The organism is Ruegeria sp. YTSC003 (genome assembly GCF_059609785.1).
Map to the genome: position 1 here is coordinate 108,885 of NZ_JBXWMK010000002.1, position 18,261 is coordinate 127,145.

General features: G+C 55.6%; 19 protein-coding genes and 1 tRNA gene. 12 read left to right on the forward strand and 8 right to left on the reverse strand.

What is annotated here, in order from left to right:
- The first annotated feature begins 42 nt into the window (after positions 1-42).
- From sufC to AC2FFH_RS04275, 6 genes are all read left to right on the forward strand, one after another.
- Complete coding sequence (gene sufC, locus AC2FFH_RS04250) at positions 43-798, forward strand: Fe-S cluster assembly ATPase SufC (protein ID WP_113790584.1); 756 nt, start codon at positions 43-45, stop codon at positions 796-798.
- Positions 798-2,078 (forward strand): SufB/SufD family protein, encoded by a 1,281-nt coding sequence (locus AC2FFH_RS04255; protein WP_496764832.1) that lies wholly within the window; start codon positions 798-800, stop codon positions 2,076-2,078. Before sufC ends, AC2FFH_RS04255 begins: the two co-directional genes overlap by 1 nt.
- Complete coding sequence (locus tag AC2FFH_RS04260) at positions 2,078-2,563, forward strand: YIP1 family protein (protein ID WP_058271673.1); 486 nt, start codon at positions 2,078-2,080, stop codon at positions 2,561-2,563. The genes AC2FFH_RS04255 and AC2FFH_RS04260 overlap by 1 nt, the downstream gene beginning before the upstream one ends.
- Positions 2,560-3,126 (forward strand): Yip1 family protein, encoded by a 567-nt coding sequence (locus tag AC2FFH_RS04265; protein ID WP_496764834.1) that lies wholly within the window; start codon positions 2,560-2,562, stop codon positions 3,124-3,126. Before AC2FFH_RS04260 ends, AC2FFH_RS04265 begins: the two co-directional genes overlap by 4 nt.
- Positions 3,127-3,139: 13 nt before the next feature.
- On the forward strand, positions 3,140-4,360 hold the full coding sequence (locus AC2FFH_RS04270; RefSeq protein ID WP_496764836.1) for a cysteine desulfurase: 1,221 nt from the start codon (positions 3,140-3,142) through the stop codon (positions 4,358-4,360).
- 66 nt (positions 4,361-4,426) lie between these two features.
- A tRNA-Arg gene (locus AC2FFH_RS04275) sits at positions 4,427-4,503 on the forward strand.
- A 111-nt stretch (positions 4,504-4,614) separates the two neighbouring features.
- On the opposite strand, the gene AC2FFH_RS04280 is transcribed toward AC2FFH_RS04275, so the two are convergent.
- Positions 4,615-5,709, reverse strand: coding sequence for an NAD(P)/FAD-dependent oxidoreductase (locus tag AC2FFH_RS04280; RefSeq protein WP_496764838.1), 1,095 nt, complete (start codon positions 5,707-5,709; stop codon positions 4,615-4,617).
- A 74-nt stretch (positions 5,710-5,783) separates the two neighbouring features.
- Here AC2FFH_RS04280 and AC2FFH_RS04285 point away from each other — a divergent pair, with 74 nt between their 5' ends.
- The gene (locus AC2FFH_RS04285; protein WP_058271907.1) at positions 5,784-6,119 is read left to right on the forward strand and encodes a winged helix-turn-helix transcriptional regulator; all 336 of its coding nucleotides are present in this window, start codon (positions 5,784-5,786) and stop codon (positions 6,117-6,119) included.
- Positions 6,120-6,278: 159 nt separating this feature from the next.
- Here AC2FFH_RS04285 and AC2FFH_RS04290 read toward each other — a convergent pair whose 3' ends face one another.
- Both AC2FFH_RS04290 and mepK read right to left on the reverse strand, forming a co-directional pair.
- Positions 6,279-6,425, reverse strand: a complete 147-nt coding sequence (locus AC2FFH_RS04290; protein ID WP_496764840.1) for a hypothetical protein — start codon at positions 6,423-6,425, stop codon at positions 6,279-6,281.
- A gap of 315 nt (positions 6,426-6,740) precedes the next feature.
- Positions 6,741-7,310, reverse strand: a complete 570-nt coding sequence (gene mepK / locus AC2FFH_RS04295) for a peptidoglycan L,D-endopeptidase MepK (RefSeq protein ID WP_058271601.1) — start codon at positions 7,308-7,310, stop codon at positions 6,741-6,743.
- Between the two features lie 354 nt (positions 7,311-7,664).
- On the opposite strand from mepK, the gene AC2FFH_RS04300 reads away from it, so the two are divergent.
- Genes AC2FFH_RS04300 through AC2FFH_RS04315 form a run of 4 tightly spaced genes read left to right on the forward strand, consistent with a single transcriptional unit; the run spans position 7,665 to position 11,905 of the window.
- Positions 7,665-9,269: a L,D-transpeptidase family protein gene (locus tag AC2FFH_RS04300; RefSeq protein WP_496764842.1), complete on the forward strand. Its 1,605-nt coding sequence runs from the start codon at positions 7,665-7,667 to the stop codon at positions 9,267-9,269.
- A 36-nt stretch (positions 9,270-9,305) separates the two neighbouring features.
- Positions 9,306-10,397, forward strand: coding sequence for a UDP-3-O-(3-hydroxymyristoyl)glucosamine N-acyltransferase (gene lpxD / locus AC2FFH_RS04305; protein ID WP_496843818.1), 1,092 nt, complete (start codon positions 9,306-9,308; stop codon positions 10,395-10,397).
- 32 nt (positions 10,398-10,429) lie between these two features.
- Positions 10,430-10,687, forward strand: a complete 258-nt coding sequence (locus tag AC2FFH_RS04310) for an acyl carrier protein (protein ID WP_058271604.1) — start codon at positions 10,430-10,432, stop codon at positions 10,685-10,687.
- Positions 10,688-10,696: 9 nt separating this feature from the next.
- Complete coding sequence (locus tag AC2FFH_RS04315; RefSeq protein ID WP_496738575.1) at positions 10,697-11,905, forward strand: beta-ketoacyl-[acyl-carrier-protein] synthase family protein; 1,209 nt, start codon at positions 10,697-10,699, stop codon at positions 11,903-11,905.
- Between the two features lie 63 nt (positions 11,906-11,968).
- Here the strand turns inward: AC2FFH_RS04315 and AC2FFH_RS04320 are convergent, their stop codons facing one another.
- Positions 11,969-12,577, reverse strand: coding sequence for an invasion associated locus B family protein (locus tag AC2FFH_RS04320; RefSeq protein ID WP_496843820.1), 609 nt, complete (start codon positions 12,575-12,577; stop codon positions 11,969-11,971).
- A gap of 430 nt (positions 12,578-13,007) precedes the next feature.
- Here AC2FFH_RS04320 and AC2FFH_RS04325 point away from each other — a divergent pair, with 430 nt between their 5' ends.
- Complete coding sequence (locus AC2FFH_RS04325; protein WP_496738577.1) at positions 13,008-14,549, forward strand: helicase HerA-like domain-containing protein; 1,542 nt, start codon at positions 13,008-13,010, stop codon at positions 14,547-14,549.
- 41 nt (positions 14,550-14,590) lie between these two features.
- Here AC2FFH_RS04325 and AC2FFH_RS04330 read toward each other — a convergent pair whose 3' ends face one another.
- The 4 genes from AC2FFH_RS04330 to AC2FFH_RS04345 all read right to left on the reverse strand — a co-directional run bounded on the left by AC2FFH_RS04330 (position 14,591) and on the right by AC2FFH_RS04345 (position 17,958).
- Positions 14,591-14,842 carry a hypothetical protein gene (locus tag AC2FFH_RS04330; protein WP_496722924.1) on the reverse strand — a complete coding sequence of 84 codons (252 nt, stop codon included), beginning with the start codon at positions 14,840-14,842 and terminating at the stop codon, positions 14,591-14,593.
- Positions 14,843-15,029: 187 nt separating this feature from the next.
- Positions 15,030-16,343, reverse strand: a complete 1,314-nt coding sequence (locus AC2FFH_RS04335; RefSeq protein WP_496843823.1) for a branched-chain amino acid ABC transporter permease — start codon at positions 16,341-16,343, stop codon at positions 15,030-15,032.
- A complete protein-coding gene (locus AC2FFH_RS04340) occupies positions 16,340-17,350 on the reverse strand; it encodes a branched-chain amino acid ABC transporter permease (RefSeq protein WP_496722920.1) in 1,011 nt (336 codons plus the stop codon). The genes AC2FFH_RS04335 and AC2FFH_RS04340 overlap by 4 nt, the downstream gene beginning before the upstream one ends.
- A 236-nt stretch (positions 17,351-17,586) precedes the next feature.
- On the reverse strand, positions 17,587-17,958 hold the full coding sequence (locus AC2FFH_RS04345; RefSeq protein ID WP_496843825.1) for a hypothetical protein: 372 nt from the start codon (positions 17,956-17,958) through the stop codon (positions 17,587-17,589).
- Positions 17,959-18,261: the final 303 nt, after the last annotated feature.

The window sequence follows — 18,261 nt, forward strand, 5'->3', positions numbered from 1 at the left end:
TCGGGGCCGGATGGCCCCTTGCGGTACGCAAAAGGACAAAAAATGCTGGAAATCAAAAACCTGCACGTGAAACTTGAGGAAGAAGAAAAGCAAATCCTTAAAGGTGTCGACCTGACCGTCGAGGCCGGAAAGGTGCATGCGATCATGGGGCCGAACGGCTCGGGCAAGTCGACACTCAGCTATGTGCTGTCGGGCCGCGATGGGTACGAAGTGACCGAAGGCTCTGCCACGCTGGAAGGTGAGGACCTTTTGGAGATGGAGCCGGAAGAGCGCGCTGCGGCGGGTATCTTTTTGGCATTCCAGTACCCTGTGGAAATCCCGGGCGTTGGTAACATGACCTTCCTGCGCACGGCCGTGAACGCTCAGCGCAAGGCGCGCGGCGAAGACGAATTGTCAGCTGCTGATTTCCTGAAGGAAGTTCGGGCCAAGGCGAAATCGCTGAAAATCGACGCGGATATGCTGAAGCGCCCTGTGAACGTCGGCTTCTCGGGTGGTGAGAAGAAGCGTAACGAAATCCTGCAGATGGCGATGCTGGAACCCAAGATGTGCATTCTTGACGAAACGGATTCGGGTCTGGACGTCGATGCGATGAAACTGGTGGCCGAAGGCGTGAACGCGTTGCGTGATGAAGGCCGTGGTTTCCTGGTCATCACCCACTATCAGCGCCTGTTGGACCACATCAAACCCGATGTCGTGCACATAATGGCAGACGGTCGAATCGTTAAAACCGGCGGTCCCGAACTGGCATTGGAAGTTGAAAACAACGGTTATGCCGACATCCTGGCCGAGGTGAACTGATGGCTTTGCCCGAAGTAAAGCAAACCGCGACCGAGGCACGGCTGGCCACGCTGACCATGCCCGATGCCGGGTGCACCCGTGCCGCACGCGAGGACGCGCTGGCTCGTGTGTTGGAAATGGGTCTGCCGGGTCGGCGCGACGAATATTGGAAGTACACGCGCCCCGACACGCTGATTTCGGCCGAACAGCCGCATGCCGCTTTGTTCCACTCGGACGAACCGCTGCTGTTTGGCAATCTCGACCGGTTGAAGATCGTGTTCATCGACGGTGTGTTCAGCGCTGAAGACTCGGATGATCTGGAACTGGAAGGTGTCAATATCGACCGGATCGAAGATATCTGCTGTAAGGATATTCACTGGGCCAAAGAGTTGTACGGCGTTCTGGAATCGCGCGGGCAATCCCCGGTTCAGCGGCCGTTGGCTGCTTTGAATACCGCCTTTGCCGCAGATGGCGTTGCGATCCACGTCACCGGCAAACCGACCAAGCCGATCAGCCTGATCTATCGCCATGCATCCGAGACCTCGGACGCCATGCTGCATCACATCATCCGTGTCGAAAGCGGCGCTGAAGTGACGGTTCTGGAAAACGGTCCTGCGGCGTCGCGGTTCAACAAATGCATCGAGATCGACATCGCCGATGGCGGTACATTGCATCACGTGCGCGCGCAGGGCAGGGACCATGAACGTCGCGCCGCGACACACATGTTCACGCGGCTGGGACAGAAATCTGTCTTTAAATCCTTCACGCTGACAGTGAATGGAGTTTTGACACGTAACGAACAGGTGATCGAACTGACCGGCGACGACGCTATTGCTCATGTGGCAGGCGCCTGCGTAGGTGATGGTGATTTTCACCATGACGACACGGTTTTCGTTACCCATGACGCAGTGAACTGCGAAAGCCGCCAGGTCTTTAAGAAAGTTCTGCGCAACGGCGCGACCGGCGTGTTCCAGGGTAAGATCCTGGTCAAAGAAGGCGCACAGAAGACTGATGGATATCAGATCAGCCAGTCCTTGCTGCTGGATGATGACAGCCAGTTCCTCGCCAAGCCCGAACTTGAGATCTATGCCGATGATGTTGCGTGTTCACATGGCTCGACCTCGGGTGCGATTGATGAGACGGCGCTGTTCTACCTGCGTTCGCGTGGGGTTTCGGTTAAGGACGCCACCAATATGCTGACACTGGCATTTTTGGCCGAAGCCGTCGATGAGATCGAAGATGAGGCATTGGCAGAGGCCATCGTGAACCGCCTTGAAGGCTGGCTGTCGCGACACATCTGATGCCTTTGACCTCGGATATCGTGGCCACTTATCGGGGGCCGGGTCGTGTCGTGCGGCGGCTTCTTGACCTTGGCCCGCGCGAGGACAGGGCGTTGATGTTTGTCATGGCGTTCTGCGTCGTGGCATTCATCGCGCAATTGCCCAGCCTTGCGCGACGCGCGCATATCGAAGGGCTTGAACTGGATATGTTGATGGGCGGTGCCTTGATGGGCACCGTCATTATTCTGCCTCTGTTTTTCTACCTGCTGGCATTTGTCTCATACGGCGCGGCCCGATTGGTCGGCGGTCAGGGGACGTCCTATGGCGCTAGATTGGCTCTGTTCTGGGCGCTATTGTCCTCAACACCTCTGGTTTTGTTGAATGGTTTGGTCGGTGGTTTCATAGGATCTGGCCCGGCCCTGACACTCGTCGGGATCGTCTGGTTCGCAGTTTTCCTGTGGTTCTGGCTGGCAGGTCTCAGTCAAGCGCAAAGGCGGCAAGAATGAATCCCACTGGCTTTGTCGATCTTGCGATCTTGACCCTGACACACCCCGCCCAAGCGGCCCGACGCCTTTTGGACATGCGGCCTGGGCGTGAATTCCTATGGCTGGCTTTCTTTTTGGCTGTGGTGCTGAATGGCCTTGTGCAACTGGGTATTGATCACTTGATTCCCGTCCCCAGTGGTGAATCCGTACCCCCACCTACGCCTGTGTTCCTGGGTCTGGTCCGATCTGCGGGCGCCATGTTGCTCAGCGTCGGGGCATTCCTGTTCGTGGGGCGGTTACTGGGTGGCCGTGCAACATTCGATGACATTCTGACGCTGACGATCTGGCTGCAATACCTTCAGATCGCTGCGATGGTGATCACGCTGGTCATCACCATCGTGCTGCCGTTTTTGATGCTTATGTTTTTGCTGGCCACGGCGATTATCAGCCTTTACGTCACGCTCCATTTTCTGAATGAAGCGCATCAGTTCGGTTCGCTTGCTAAATCCTTCGGGGTCATCGTGTTATCTGCCTTGATTGCAGTGCCCTTTGTCCTCGCATTAACGCCCGGCGGCCCCGTATAGGGAATAAAAGACCATGTATGACGTGCAGAAAATCCGCTCAGACTTTCCAATCCTGTCTCGGGAAGTGAACGGCAAGCCGTTGACCTATCTGGACAATGGCGCATCGGCGCAGAAACCGCAGGTCGTGATTGATGCGGTGACACGGGCATATTCCGAAGAATACGCGAATGTTCACCGCGGCCTGCATTACCTGTCCAATCTGGCGACCGAAAAATACGAATCCGTTCGCGGAACCATCGCCCGTTTTCTGGGCGCGGCGGACGAGGATGAAATTGTCTTGAACTCAGGCACGACCGAAGGCATCAATCTGGTCGCCTATGGCTGGGCCATGCCGCGCATGCAGGCCGGGGATGAGATCGTGCTGAGCGTGATGGAACACCACGCCAATATCGTTCCCTGGCATTTCCTGCGCGAACGTCAGGGCGTCGTCCTGAAATGGGTCGACGTGGACGCTGACGGTGGCCTTGACCCGCAGGCCGTGATCGACGCGATCGGTCCCAAGACCAAGCTGGTTGCAGTGACCCAATGTTCGAACGTGTTGGGCACGGTGGTCGATGTCAAAGCGATCACAGAAGGCGCGCACGCAAAAGGCGTACCGGTGTTGGTCGATGGCAGCCAGGGTGCCGTGCACATGCCTGTCAATGTCGCTGATATCGGATGCGATTTCTATGCAATTACTGGCCACAAGCTTTATGGCCCTTCGGGGTCGGGTGCGATTTACATAAAATCCGAACGCATGGCCGAGATGCGCCCCTTTATCGGTGGCGGCGACATGATCAAAGAGGTCAGCAAGGACCAGGTGATCTACAACGACCCGCCAATGAAGTTTGAGGCCGGAACGCCCGGTATTGTCCAAACCATCGGTCTGGGTGTTGCGCTGGATTACATGATGGATCTGGGGATGGAAAATATCGCCGCTCATGAGGCCAGGTTGCGCGACTATGCTATGCAGAAACTGACCGGTCTGAATTGGTTGCAGGTTCAGGGCACACGCCCGGACAAGGCCGCGATCTTCAGCTTTACGATGGACGGGGCCGGGCACGCACATGATGTCTCGACCATTCTGGACAAGAAAGGCGTGGCTGTTCGTGCCGGGCACCACTGCGCTGGTCCGCTCATGGATTTCTACGGTGTCACGGCGACTTGCCGCGCAAGCTTTGGTCTGTACAACACCACGGACGAGGTCGACATACTGATCGACGCGCTGGAATTGGCACATGATTTGTTTGCGTGAAACCTGGCCGATCCGGAAAGATTTGCAGTTGCACCCGGATCGGAACAAGGTTAGCTAACGGCCAAGGCACCTGTAGCTCAGCTGGATAGAGCGCTGCCCTCCGAAGGCAGAGGCCAGAGGTTCGAATCCTCTCAGGTGCGCCATTACTATTAATGGCTTACGGCTAGCTGGGTGATGATTTTGCCCTCTTAAGCCCGCTTTCGCTTCGGCATTCAATTGATCGGGCCGTGAAATGCACCAGCTCAGAACTGCCGCTATCGTGAAAGACCGAATGCCTTGCGATACTTTGGGATAAAAAGCTCTTTTCCCTTCATCTTGCGGGTGATCCAATCGCCAACCGTCGCAAAGAGCCAACTATTGCCGACATGAGGTCCCAGCGGAACGAGGATTGGTGCCTTCTTCCAAGGCGCATAGGGCTTTTGATCTTCGACCGCCTGTCCCTTCAACACCTGTTTCAATGTCTTGATCAACCATGGGTTTTGTCTGGTGATCGCGACAATCGTCATACCGTCACCAATGTCGGCGATGTCGCCCGCGATGAAGACATTCGGAAAACCCGACGGGCGCATCCATTTGTCGGTCTTGACCCGACCGGATGGTAGAGCATTCACGCCAGGCAAAGTCTGAATCAAGGTCGAATTTGGTTTTGATCCGACGACCGGAAACACCAGATCAGCCGAGACAACCCGGCCATCGGTCAGTTTCACTGATCCCGCGTAAGGCATATCCATACGCTGTAGATCCTCGGCCCTTTGACCAAGCACGACAGATACACCGGCGCGTTCAAGTTTGCGTTTGATCTGGTTGCCAAACTTAGCGGGATACATCGGGAAAAGGGTGTCGTCCGACGAAATCAAAGTGATGTCCTTGTCCGGTCGTGCCGCAGCAATTTCCCCCGCCAGTTCTGTGCCAACAGCACCAGCCCCGACGATTGCCACCGATTTCGCGGCTGCCAATTGCGCGCTGACATCCGCGCTGGCCCGACGAAAATCATCGATGCTGTCGCCCGATGGTTTGAACGGTGCCGCATAGGACGAACCTGTGGCCACGACGATGAAATCAGCGGGATGGACATTGCCATCTTCCAGGGTCACTTCGGTTTGAGACACCGATACAGCGCGGCCACGCACGACCCGCCCGGTCTTTAGCAGGCGATCATACGGCAGAACGATCTGATCCAGCAAAGCAGGATCCAAGAGCGCCCGGATTGTTGCCGGCGGCTGCACAAAAGCTTCGCGTTGCTCAATCAGTGTGACATCGGCATGCGCATCCAATTCTTTGGCAACTTCAAAGCCGACATATCCGCCACCAACAATCACTACCTTCTTCTTGCTCATCCCAATCCTCATTGCATTTGGGTGTTCCGGGCAGTAGTTAGAAATACGTTATCAAAACGACAAGTACGGTCATTTAGGATACTGTCATGACAACTCTCGAATCGAAAGAGAATTGCCTTATCGAGCCGTTGATCGAAGCGATTTCGGGTAAGTGGAAACTTTTGATTGTCTATTGGCTGGCGCAGGAAACCTCGCGGTTCAATCAGCTTCAGCGAAACCTTGGCAGCATAACGCACCGGACACTGACCCGCCAGCTAAGTGAGTTGCAAGAAGCGGGCTTTGTTTCACGCAAAGACTTCAAAACCATCCCGCCCCATGTGGAATACAGCCTGACGCCTTTAGGGCAAAGTTTGATACCGCTGCTGCAGGCGATGCATGACTGGGCGGCGAGCAACGCGGACCTGCTGCGCGATCCGAAATGATGGCACTGCAGTAAGCTGAGCCGCAATAGCGGGCGTACTGCCATTCGTCACAAATAGGTCGAGAAAGTGCGCTGAGGCAGCGGCATCCAGAAACCCACAAGCGCTGGCGCCCTTCCGCGGAACGAAGCCGCGCGTGCACCCCAATACCAGACGGGGCAGTTATACCAGAACCAAAAGCAGATAGGCGGCAAGGGCCACTACAATGGAAAACAAAACCACCGGCGGCGGTTTATCAGTATCCTTGAGTTCTTGCTGAAACGAACCAGCGTAGTACGCAAGATAAAGCGCGGCAACCAGCAGGAACAAAGCTATGACTTTGGTGACAATCGAAATCTTTAATCTTTCCTCTAACGCCGCAATATGACTCCTTTCTCGAAAAAAATCTCTTCATAAAGTCGCGATATTTTTCATCATGTTATGAACTTGTCGGTGAGACACGAATGGTGGCTCACCAAAGAAGGATGTTTCCAAGTTCGTGAAAATACTTTTTTGGCCGCCAATTCCGGACTTGTAAGCGCGGCAATTGGCAATCCCGTATCCGGGCAAAACATGTGCGCAGGTCGTCCAAAAAACAAAGAGCGCCCAAGGGCGCTCGTCGTTGAGAAACAGTTTGGGTGTCTTTTAGCCGCCCCAGCTGCGAACCTCGCCGCAATCCATATGGACGAAGTTCGAGCGGTGGTACTTGCCAACACCACCAGCGCGGCAAGACATGGCTGCTTTGGCCATCTGGGACACAGAACGAGACGAAAGGCGCAAGTCAGCAGCCTGACCTTTCATGTGCAGCGAGTTCTTGGCCACACGGCGCGAACGAGACCGCAGCATTGCATTGGTTTGGGGGGAGCGGTAGCCGGACAAAAGAGTGTAGGGCTCATTCACGTCCAGAAGATTGTGAGAGGCTGCCATGATATCGATGGTGCGCAGATCCATAGACTTGGCCTGGTCAGTGCGCCAGTCGCGCATGAAGTGGTTCACTTCTTTGACGGCGTCCTTGATGTATTTGCCGTCGACCCAATAGATCATATCGATCCGTTCGCCCGTGCGGCCCGAATACATTCGGATACGACGGATATCGCCGCCACCGCGCAAAAAACCTGCTGCATTGGAATAAGTCGGTGCTGCTACAACTGCTGTTGCAGCGAATGCGCCCAATAGGGCACGCCGGGTCAAACCCGATGTACTGCTCGTGGTCATTTCGTTTCGTCCCGTACTGTTCCTGCCTGCACACGATGTTACGCGCGCGATCTTAATTTTTTCCCATCCCAGATGCGGGATTTATGACACAGTCCGAAAAGCCAGCCAAGAAATCTTTCACATTCATCTTTTCAAGGGGGAATTTTCGGCGAATTTTTGCGCAGGTGATGCAAATCGGTATACTATTGAGGCAATTAGGCGTTCGCGCAACATAGCCGATGCAAACGCGCATCAGGCTCGGATGGATGCTTTGGATTGATGTATTTGTGAATGGACAAAACGTCCAGCTGAAAACCATATTCGTTCGGAACGCGCCTCAGAACGCGCAAAGTATTGAATAATCAAGGTCATCCCATGCGAGCACTTTTTCAGTTGCCTAAAAATCTTATCTTCGCCGCTTGCATTACGGCGTCAGCCTCTGTGGCAAGTGCCCAGTCGGCACCCGGAACGGCATTTCAAATGGCTGTTGCCGAGTTTGCGCCTGCAGGTTCGGGCCTGGCAGAGTTCTATCGTACCAACGCGTTTGCGCCAATCTGGGTCGGAGACACGCCCGAGCACGAGGCGCGTAGGGCGCGGTTGATCAAGGCTTTGTCGACTACGAACTTGCATGGTTTGCCAGAAGGGGCTTATGACGTTCAGTCGATTGTTTCAAAGATGCAGGACGCCAGATCGCTGCGGGACTTGGGTGCGGTTGAAATTGAACTGAGCAAGGCGTTTGTCAGCTACGCAAGTGATCTGTTTTCGGGCACATTGCGTCCTGCGCAGATCGACGATGGGCTGGTCCGCAAGGTGTCGCGTCGGTCAGTCAATGACCATTTGCAGGGCCTGCTGACTGCGGAAGGTGACGGGTATTTCGATCAACTCGCGCCGCAGTCCACCCAGTACCGCGCATTGATGAAACAGAAAATCGCGCTGGAAGCTTTGGTCAACCAAGGCGGTTGGGGTGCCGGTGTGCCCGTGGGTAAGTTGGAGTATGGCGATACCGGACCTAATGTAGTTAAGCTGCGTAACCGTCTGATCACAATGGGGTATCTAAGTCCGACCGCAAGCCCCGAATTCGATGAGGCAATGCTGGGTGCTGTCAAAGACTTCCAGCAGGCGCACGGTCTGGCCACCGATGGTGTCGCCGGAGAGGGCACGATCACCGAACTTAACCGCACGGCGTCGGAGCGTTTGAAGGCCGTGTATGTTGCACTGGAACGAGAACGCTGGTTGCCGCGGGAACGGGGTGAGCGGCACATTCTGGTCAACCAAGCCGACTTTTCGGCCAAGATCGTGGACGATGGCCGGGTTACCTTTGAAACCCGCGCCGTGATCGGCAAGAACGTGCATGACCGTCGTAGCCCGGAGTTTTCGGACGAGATGGAGCATATGGTCATCAACCCCAGTTGGTATGTACCGCGCTCGATCATCACCAAGGAATATCTGCCAAAATTGCAGTCAAATCCAAACGCCGTAGGTCACATCCAGATCACAGATCGCAGCGGTCGTCTGGTTAATCGGGGCGCGGTTGATTTCTCCCAGTTCAACACCAGAAACTTCCCGTTTGCTATGCGTCAACCCCCGAGCAAAAGCAACGCGCTTGGGTTGGTGAAGTTCATGTTCCCCAATAAGTACAACATCTATCTGCATGATACGCCTCAGAAATCTCTGTTTGCACGTGAGACGCGGGCGTTCTCGCACGGGTGTATCCGTTTGGCGCAACCTTTTGAGTTTGCCTATGCGCTTTTGGCCAAGCAGGAAGAGGACCCAAAGTCGTTTTTCCACCGTATATTGGCGTCCGGCAAGGAAACGACTGTCCCGCTGGAACAGCATGTTCCGGTTCACCTGATCTATCGCACCGCCTATGTCGGTCCGAAAGGTGAGGTTCAGTACCGCCGCGATGTCTATGACCGGGACCGAAAAATCTGGGACGCTCTGCAGAAAGCAGGGGTAGCCCTGCCGGACGTTCAGGGGTAATCACCGGGGGCAGGTCCTTAATTCGGGAAGCCCGTCATGCAGTACACTATTCAGCAAATCGCCGAAGCCTTGGGCGCGGACTGTCAGGGTGATCTTGGCCTTGTTATAGCGCGCGCCGCAGAACCGATCGATGCCGGGCCGTCTGACCTGGCAATGGCGATGTCGCCGAAATACGCGGACGCGCTTAGCACGGGTGCCGCCCGCGCCGCGGTTTTGTGGGAAGGTGCGGATTGGCAGGCTCTGGGGCTGGAGGCCGCGATTTTTGTGCCGCGTCCACGCATGGCGATGGCGGGTATCACGGCAATGCTGGATCGCGGGCAAGGAGTTCAGCCGGGCATTCACCCCTCTGCCGTAATCGACCCAACGGCGGAGATAGGCGAGGGTGCCTCGATTGGTCCTTTGGCGGTTGTTGGTGCCGGTGCGCGTATCGGTAAGAATGCGGTCATCGGTCCGCATTGCGTGATCGGTCTGGATGCCGTTTTGGGCGACGACGCATTTCTGCGCGAGATGGTGAGTATCGGAGCAAGGGCTCAGATCGGTGATCGTTTCATTGCGCAACCCGGCGCTAGGATCGGCAGTGACGGTTTCAGCTTTGTGACGCCCGAGGTGTCAGGCGTGGAAAACGCCCGCAAATCCATGGGCGATCAGGGTGAAGCCCGGGCGCAAAGCTGGCTCCGTATTCATTCTTTGGGTGCCGTTGAGATCGGCGATGATGTCGAAGTCGGTGCGAATTGCACCATTGACAATGGAACCATCAGGAACACCCGCATCGGCGATGGCTCAAAGCTCGATAACCAGGTTCATATTGGTCACAACACACGTGTTGGGCAGGATTGCCTGTTATGCGGACAATCCGGTGTGTCCGGATCGGTTGAAATTGGAAACAACGTTGTTTTGGGCGGACAGACCGGAGTGTCGGACAATATCTTTATCGGCGATGGTGTGATTGCAGGCGGGGGCACAAAAATCCTGTCCAACGTTCCCAAAGGGCGTGTGGTTATGGGCTATCCGGCCGTCAAAATGGAAACGCATACAGACATTTACAAAGCACAGCGCCGGCTGCCGCGATTGGCGCGTGACGTTGAGGCGCTGAAAAAGGCTGTTTCCAAACAGCCTCCGAGCGATTAAATCAACCACAACATGATAATTAGAGGATCGACATGAGCATCAGCGACCGCGTCATCGCAATCATTGCAGAGCAGGCCGTGCTGGAGCCGTCGGATGTGACACCCGAAAGCACGCTCGAAGATCTGGGTATCGACAGCCTTGGGCTGGTCGAGAGCATATTCGCCATCGAGGAAGAGTTCGATATCTCAATTCCGTTCAATGCCAACGAACCGAGCGCCAGCGACTTTGACATCTCGAACGTCGCGGCCATCATCACCGGCATCCAAAAGCTGGTGTCGGAAAAGGTCTGACATAATCCTATGAAACGCGTCGTTATCACCGGGGCCGGTACAATCAATTCACTGGGCCATTCGGTGCCTGATACGTTGGAGGCTATGCGCGAAGGGCGCTGCGGTATCTCTGCGCTTGAATTTAGGGATGTTGAAAGGCTTGCCATTCAGATTGGCGGTCAGGTCCGCGGGTTCGAGGCCGAGGGGCGGTTTAACCGCCAGCAAATGACCCTTTATGACCGGTTCACACAATTTACTCTGACAGCGGCCAAAGAAGCGATTGATCAATCCGGGATCGAATTCCACGGCGACCTCGCGGCCCGCTCCGGCGTTGTGTTGGGAACCGCTGGCGGCGGCGTTTCGACCTGGGATGACAACTACCGTTCCGTTTACGAGGATGGCAAAAACCGGGTGCACCCGTTTGTCGTTCCCAAGCTGATGAACAATGCGGCGGCCAGCCACGTCTCGATGGAGCATAATCTCAAAGGGCCAAGTTTTACGGTGTCGACGGCCTGTGCCTCGTCCAACCACGCAATGGCGCTGGCATTCCAGATGGTACGCAGCGGTGCCGCTCCAGCGATGCTGACCGGTGGGTCAGAGTCGATGTTGTGTTTTGGTGGTGTCAAAGCCTGGGAAGGGCTGCGCGTCATGTCCAAAGACGCCTGCCGCCCGTTCAGCGCGAATCGCAATGGCATGGTGCAGGGCGAAGGCGCAGGTGTCTTCGTGTTCGAAGAATTCGAGCACGCCCGCGCCCGTGGGGCTAATATCCTGTGTGAGGTCGTGGGTTTTGCGATGTCGTCAGATGCGTCGGACATTGTCATGCCCAGCAAGCAGGGCGCCGCACGCGCCATGTCGGGCGCGCTTGCGGATGCAGGGTTAAGCGCGGACAGCGTCGGATATATCAACGCACATGGGACCGGAACCGCGGCCAATGACAAGACAGAATGCGCGGCCGTGGCCGGTGTCTTTGGCCCTCATGCGGACGAGCTGATGATTTCTTCGACCAAGTCGATGCACGGCCACCTTATCGGTGGCACCGGCGCGGTCGAACTGCTGGCCTGTATCATGGCGCTGCGGGATGGCGTGATCGCTCCGACCATCGGCTATGAAGAGCCGGACCCCGAATGCGCGCTGGATGTTGTGCCAAACGAAGCCCGCGAGGCGAAAGTAGACGTGGCACTTAGCAACGCCTTTGCTTTTGGCGGGCTGAATGCCGTTATTGCCCTGAAACGCATTTAACTTCTGATTTCAAACAAAGATGCCGCCGGTAAATCCCGACGGCGTCTTTAGTTTAGTGAAACCTCAGTTCTGTAGAACTTTCAATCCTTCAAAACCTGCGGTGAATCCTGACAGCGATAATTCCAGTTGCAGTAGTTGGTTTGGTGCGAGAACCGACACAAGCGACAAGGTCGCTTTGGATCCGACCTTCATTGCGTTCACGTCGCCCTCAGTAAAGCCCATCTGCGCGACGCAACCAACTGGGTTACAGTGGTGGTAGTCGTAGCGCTTGCCCGGAGCACCATCGATTGAAAGCGCTAGCTGCGCCTGTAGCATCGTTTCCAGCGGGACAACCACAGTTGCTCCGGCAACCGCAGCCACGCCTTCGGGCAGTTTTTCCAGAGTGATTTCCGCGATCGGCTGGCCTTGCTCGCCTGTCAGGATCTGACGCATCACGCAGGGGTCTTCATCGCTATCGGTATTGATGCACAGGATCGCCCAGTCGCCCTTTTCTTCCTTAACGTATTGTTCGCCGACGCGCGGGCCGGTTTCACCCAGGTCCAGATCACTGCCGACCTCTGTTTGCGAGGTCTGGGGCTGTTGTTCGGTTTCCTGCGTCGTTTCCTGTGCGTACGCGGCTCCGCACCACAAAGCAGTGGTCACCAGGCTGATGGATAGGGTGTTCTTAATCATGATTGCCTCGGTCTTATGTTGGATTTTTTATTCGTCTATCACCCTTGCCAGACCCTGTCAGGGGCTAAGGTGGGTCAAATCAACATGTGAACGGTTTTTCGCCGGGTTATCGGAAATCCAGCGCGACGACAAAAAGAACAAAGGGAGCCGGTGGAGCGGCTCCCTTTATATAATTTTCTCCCCGTCGGACTGGCCGACTTATTTATGCGCAGACGTTACGAAAGGTGGGGGCATCGGTCAACTGAAAACCTGAAATTTTAATGTAACGGCCATGATTTGTGAAAAAAACCGCGCCCGAAGGCGCGGTCAGTCGACAGGGAGGAAATATGCCGCCCCGTAACCTTAGCCACAAGGCAGCAATTAGACTTTCGCAGTTAAAGGTTAACTTTGTATGCTGGCCGTAGATCGGTGGAAATAAGGCCTTACATTCATGGACCAAAACATATTCTTGGGCGGCGGTGGCAACGACTACGGCCAACCGCAGTCGCTGACGCTGAAATATGCCAACCGCCACGGCATGATCGCGGGGGCGACGGGAACAGGTAAAACGGTGACACTGCAAATTCTGGCCGAGGGGTTTTCCCAGGCCGGTGTTCCGGTTTTCCTGTCTGACGTCAAAGGGGACCTGTCCGGTCTGGCCAAGGCGGGCAGCGAAGGTCACAAGCTTCACAAAGCGTTTCAGGATCGCGCCCAGCGGATAGGCTTTACCGATTACGCGTATGGCGCGTGTCCGGTCACGTTCTGGGATCTGTTCGGGCAACAGGGACATCCCGTTCGTACAACAGTAACCGAGATGGGACCTCTTCTGCTGTCGCGCCTGATGGATCTGAGCGAAGCACAAGAGGGCATTCTGAACATCGCGTTCCGGGTGGCAGACGAAGAGGGCTTACCGCTATTAGACCTCAAAGACCTTCAGTCCTTGCTGGTCTGGATTGGGGAAAATAGGGCTCAGTTGTCTTTGCGCTATGGCAATGTCTCAACCGCTTCGATCGGGGCTATTCAACGCCGCCTGCTGGTGCTGGAAAACCAAGGCGGCACCAAACTGTTTGGTGAACCCGCATTGGAACTGGCCGATCTGATGCGCGTGGATGAGAACGGGCAGGGCGTCGTGAACATCCTTGCTGCCGACAAGCTGATGGGGTCACCGCGTCTGTACGCAACATTCCTGCTGTGGTTGCTAAGCGAGCTGTTCGAAGAACTGCCGGAAGTTGGCGACCCGGACAAACCCAAACTGGTGTTCTTCTTCGACGAAGCGCATCTGCTGTTCGATGATGCGCCCAAGGTTCTGGTGGACAAGGTCGAACAGGTCGCCCGCCTCATTCGCTCCAAGGGGGTGGGTGTCTATTTCATCTCGCAGAATCCGGCGGACGTTCCAGAAGACATTCTTGGCCAGCTGGGCAACCGGGTGCAGCATGCCTTGCGCGCATTCACGGCGCGGGATCGCAAGAACCTGCGACTTGCAGCAGAAACCTATCGTGAAAACCCAGCCTTCGACACCGAAGAGGCGATCCGTGAGGTTGGTGTCGGTGAGGCCGTGACCTCGATGTTGCAGAAAAAAGGCGTGCCAGGGATCGTAGAACGCACTCTGATCCGCCCGCCGGGAACGCAACTGGGGCCAATCACCAAGGCCGAGCGGAAGGCGCTGATGGATGCGTCAGCGATGAAAGTGAAATACGGGCAGTTGAAGGACCGGAAATCTGCCTTTGAAATCCTTCAGTCCCGCGCAGATGCAGCAGCGCAAGCAGCGGCCGAGGCCGAGGAACAGTTGGAAACGCAATCCACGGCCGAGCGTGAATTTGCGACAGCAAGACGCTATTCCGGCAGCCGGGTTGGGCGGTCATCCTCTCGCGTGATGCGTAAGAAAGACACATTCGCAACCGCTATGAGTGAGGCTGTGATCAAGGAACTGAAAGGAACAACCGGACGTCGCATTGTACGCGGCATTCTTGGCGGTTTGTTCAAGGCCAGATAAGGGTAGTGCCGGGCAGGAACCTTCTACCCGGCGCACGTATTTTACTTCAGACGGCGCTGGCCTTCTTGCTTGCAATAGGCGTCCGCTTCGGAGACCGACATTTTGGTGGCCGGGAAGTTGGTCGCTCGATCCCAGATCACACGGTCTGGACGATATAGTTGGCACGTAACTTCACCCTTAGGCGTCTGCACTTTTACCGGGGCCGTTTCCAACTCTTCCGGCGACGGGATACATCCAGCCAGCATGGCGAGCAGCGGGACGGTAAGGGCTATTTTAGTGAAGGAAGTATTCATGTGCACTCTTTTTAAACTCGTAGGTTTCCCGAATGATCGCGGGCCAAGCATCAATTTAGCGTAAATACTGGCCAAAAAGAGGGCTGGATCAAGGCGGTACTGGGATTCGTCTAATCCGTATACCGTATAAAATCAAGAAACCGCACCAGTCAGTTGGCGCGGTCTCAAGAATTGATGGAATGTGATCTTACTTTTCCGGAATCAATCCCCTTGGACTGAACCTGAGAACAATCAGCAGGACAAGGCCCATGGTGAACAGACGCATATGCGCGGCACTGTCGATCAAATGAGACTTAAGCGCGCTGCCATCCGGCATGCTCGAAGTGATCAGGTTCATGAACCACAATCCCATCGGCTCGACCTGAACCCAAAGGAACCAGATCAGGAATGCGCCTAATACAGCACCGAAATTGTTGCCCGAACCGCCCACAATGACCATCACCCAGACAAGGAACGTAAACCGTAGCGGATTGTATGTGCCCGGCGTAAGTTGCCCGTCCAGAGTTGTCATCATCGCACCGGCGATGCCACAGATGGCCGAGCCGAGCACGAAGATCTGTAGGTGGCGGCGGGTAACATCCTTGCCCATTGCCTCTGCCGCGACCTCATTGTCGCGGATGGCGCGCATCATGCGGCCCCACGGGCTTTTCAACGCCATTTGCGCCATCCACAGCAGGACAAGCAGAACGATCATGAACAGCAGCGAATAGCCCAGTTTGACCGACAGGGTCGACGCGATGACCGGATCCAACCCGAGCCAGTCAGCGCGGGCGACAAAGCTGGGATCGTTCTGCAATTCGACCTCGTAACCAACCACAGGGGCAGGGCGCGGGATGCCGTAGACGTTCTTTACACCTCGGGCCAGCCAATCCTCGTTCTTCATGATGGCAATGATGATCTCGGCAATGCCCAGTGTCGCGATCGCCAGATAGTCAGAGCGAAGGCCCAGCGCCGTCTTTCCGATCAGCCACGCCGCACCAGCGGCCAGCAAACCGCCCGCAGGCCAGGCCACAAGGACCGGCAGGTTCAAACCGCCAAGGTTGCCGGCAACTGCGGGTTCGATTGCCTCGACCCCCACAACGCTTGGATCAAATATTGCGCGGTAGACAAAGAACCCAACAAGGAGAATGGCAATAATCGTCAAGGTTTGGGCACGCCCCTTGGGCATCCGGGTCGCCACCAGCACAGCCGCCACAACGGTTGCTGCGCCTAAAAGCAACGCCAGAAGAATGCCATAACCACCCGAGGACCATGCGCCGGGGGTCGGCGGGGTCGATATCAAAACAACAGCCAGTCCACCCAGTGCGACAAAACCCATGACGCCGACGTTAAAGAGGCCGGCAAACCCCCATTGCAGGTTTACCCCAATCGCCATGATGGCCGAGATCAACCCCATGTTCAGGATCAGGATTGCGGCGTTCCAGCTTTGTGTGAAACCGGTCAGCAGGATCAGACCGCCAACGACAATGAAAAGCAGCGTGTTTTTGACGGACTCGGTCATACCGCTTTCCCCTTAAACAGGCCGGTAGGCTTGAACAGAAGCACGATCAGCAAGATGGCAAAGCTGACGGCGAATTTGTAATCAGTGGACAGGAATTGCACCAATCCCGAAGGCGCCAGACTTTCTGGCGCAACGTAAGTCAGTACCTTTTTCCATGCATAGGTAACAGTGACCTCTGAGAACGCGATGATGAACCCGCCCGCGATGGCGCCCAGCGGGTTGCCAAGGCCGCCGACAATGGCCGAAGCGAAGATCGGCAGCAGAAGTTGGAAATAGACAAAAGGCTTAAAGCTCTTGTCCAAACCATAAAGAACACCAGCGGTGGTCGCCAATGCTGCCACGATGATCCAGGTGATCATCACAACACGCTCGGGGTTAATACCTGAAAGCAGCGCCAGATCCTCGTTATCGGAATAGGCCCGCATCGATTTTCCCGTGCGGGTCTTGTTGAGGAACCAGAACAGCAGCGCCACCGCGATAACGGCAACTACCAGAGTGATGCCCTGAGAGGTCTTGATCGCAAGCCCCTCACGCAGTCCGGTCATCGCCTTGAAATCACGGGCGGATATGATGAACCGCGCGCCGTCCGAAAACCTTTGGTCATCCGGACCGATGATAAAGCGAACAAGCCCGTTCATGATGAACATGACACCCATCGAGACGATCACAAGGATCACCGGCTTGGCCTTTTGTTCCCGGTAGAACCGATAGACCAACCGATCGGTTATCAAAACAAGTACGATACAGCCCAGGATCGCAAAGGGCAGGGCCAGCAGCGCGGTGGGTAGCGGGCCAAAACTCACGCCGGCGGCTTGCAGGCCCCAGGTAACCAGCACGGCAATCATCGCACCAAAGGCCATCGTGTCGCCATGGGCAAAATTCGAAAACCGCAGGATGCCGTAGATAAGCGTGACCCCTAGCGCGCCAAGCGCCAATTGGCTGCCGTAAGCAACCGCAGGCACGATGACAAAGTTTGCCAGCGCGACTAACGCATTCAATAAGTCCATTTGATCGTCTCGTTCTTTCGGGTGCGGCTTTATGGCATGCGTTTTGCCATTTGCACAATCATTCCCACGTCTTTTCCGGCGTTAATTTGGGAAATTTTCAACCCGAAAGCGACAAAATCGGCATTGCTCCGATTGCTGATGACAGCGGCGTTCTCTTTGTGCGTGTTCAGGCGGGGCTGACCCGCCAGAACGGTTGTGGTTTGGGACCCCAACGGGGCGTATTGGACCTGGTGTCGTCAGCTGACCGTGCAGGTTCCACGCCCGTTTCGGCTGTTGGCTCCCGTTGCCCGGATCGCGAGCGTACCGCTTTCGTCGATAGTGTAACCGACGCTGCCGCCATTGGTGATTTGCAGAAATTCATAAGAACCAAGCCCTTTGAAAACATGCAGCTCGGCAATATCGCCATCGACGCTCAAGGTTCCTTTGGATGCGCCCTCAACACGTTTCAGCATGATTTTCTTGGGCGCTGTGGCAGGGGAACATTTGCCGGACTTGCAAATCTCTTCAATCTGACACTCGTAAACAAACTCAGCTCCCGGTGTATTCTGCGTTGTGGCCTGCGCGACAGCGGGCAGCAACAAGGCAGCAAGAGCGGCCAGATATTTCATATAAGCTCTCCTAAAAGGTGTTGGCCGACAAATCGGTCCATGTGTTGGTAAACCGGCCATCGAAGGGCGCGATTTCTGGGCCTCACTAGGTGGGAAAAATGGCGAGAATTAATCCTTCTGGGGACAGATTTCTGAATGCTGAAATTTCCAGAAGTCTGAGGCCACAGAAATTATACATTGAAAACTCAGGATATAATTCGATGAAGATTGGTTTCCTGACCGTTCCAGCGTAAAATCCGCCTTATTTTGGACAGATTTACCGACCGTCGCTGTAACGTTGTGCAAATCCTTGCGTACCGACAT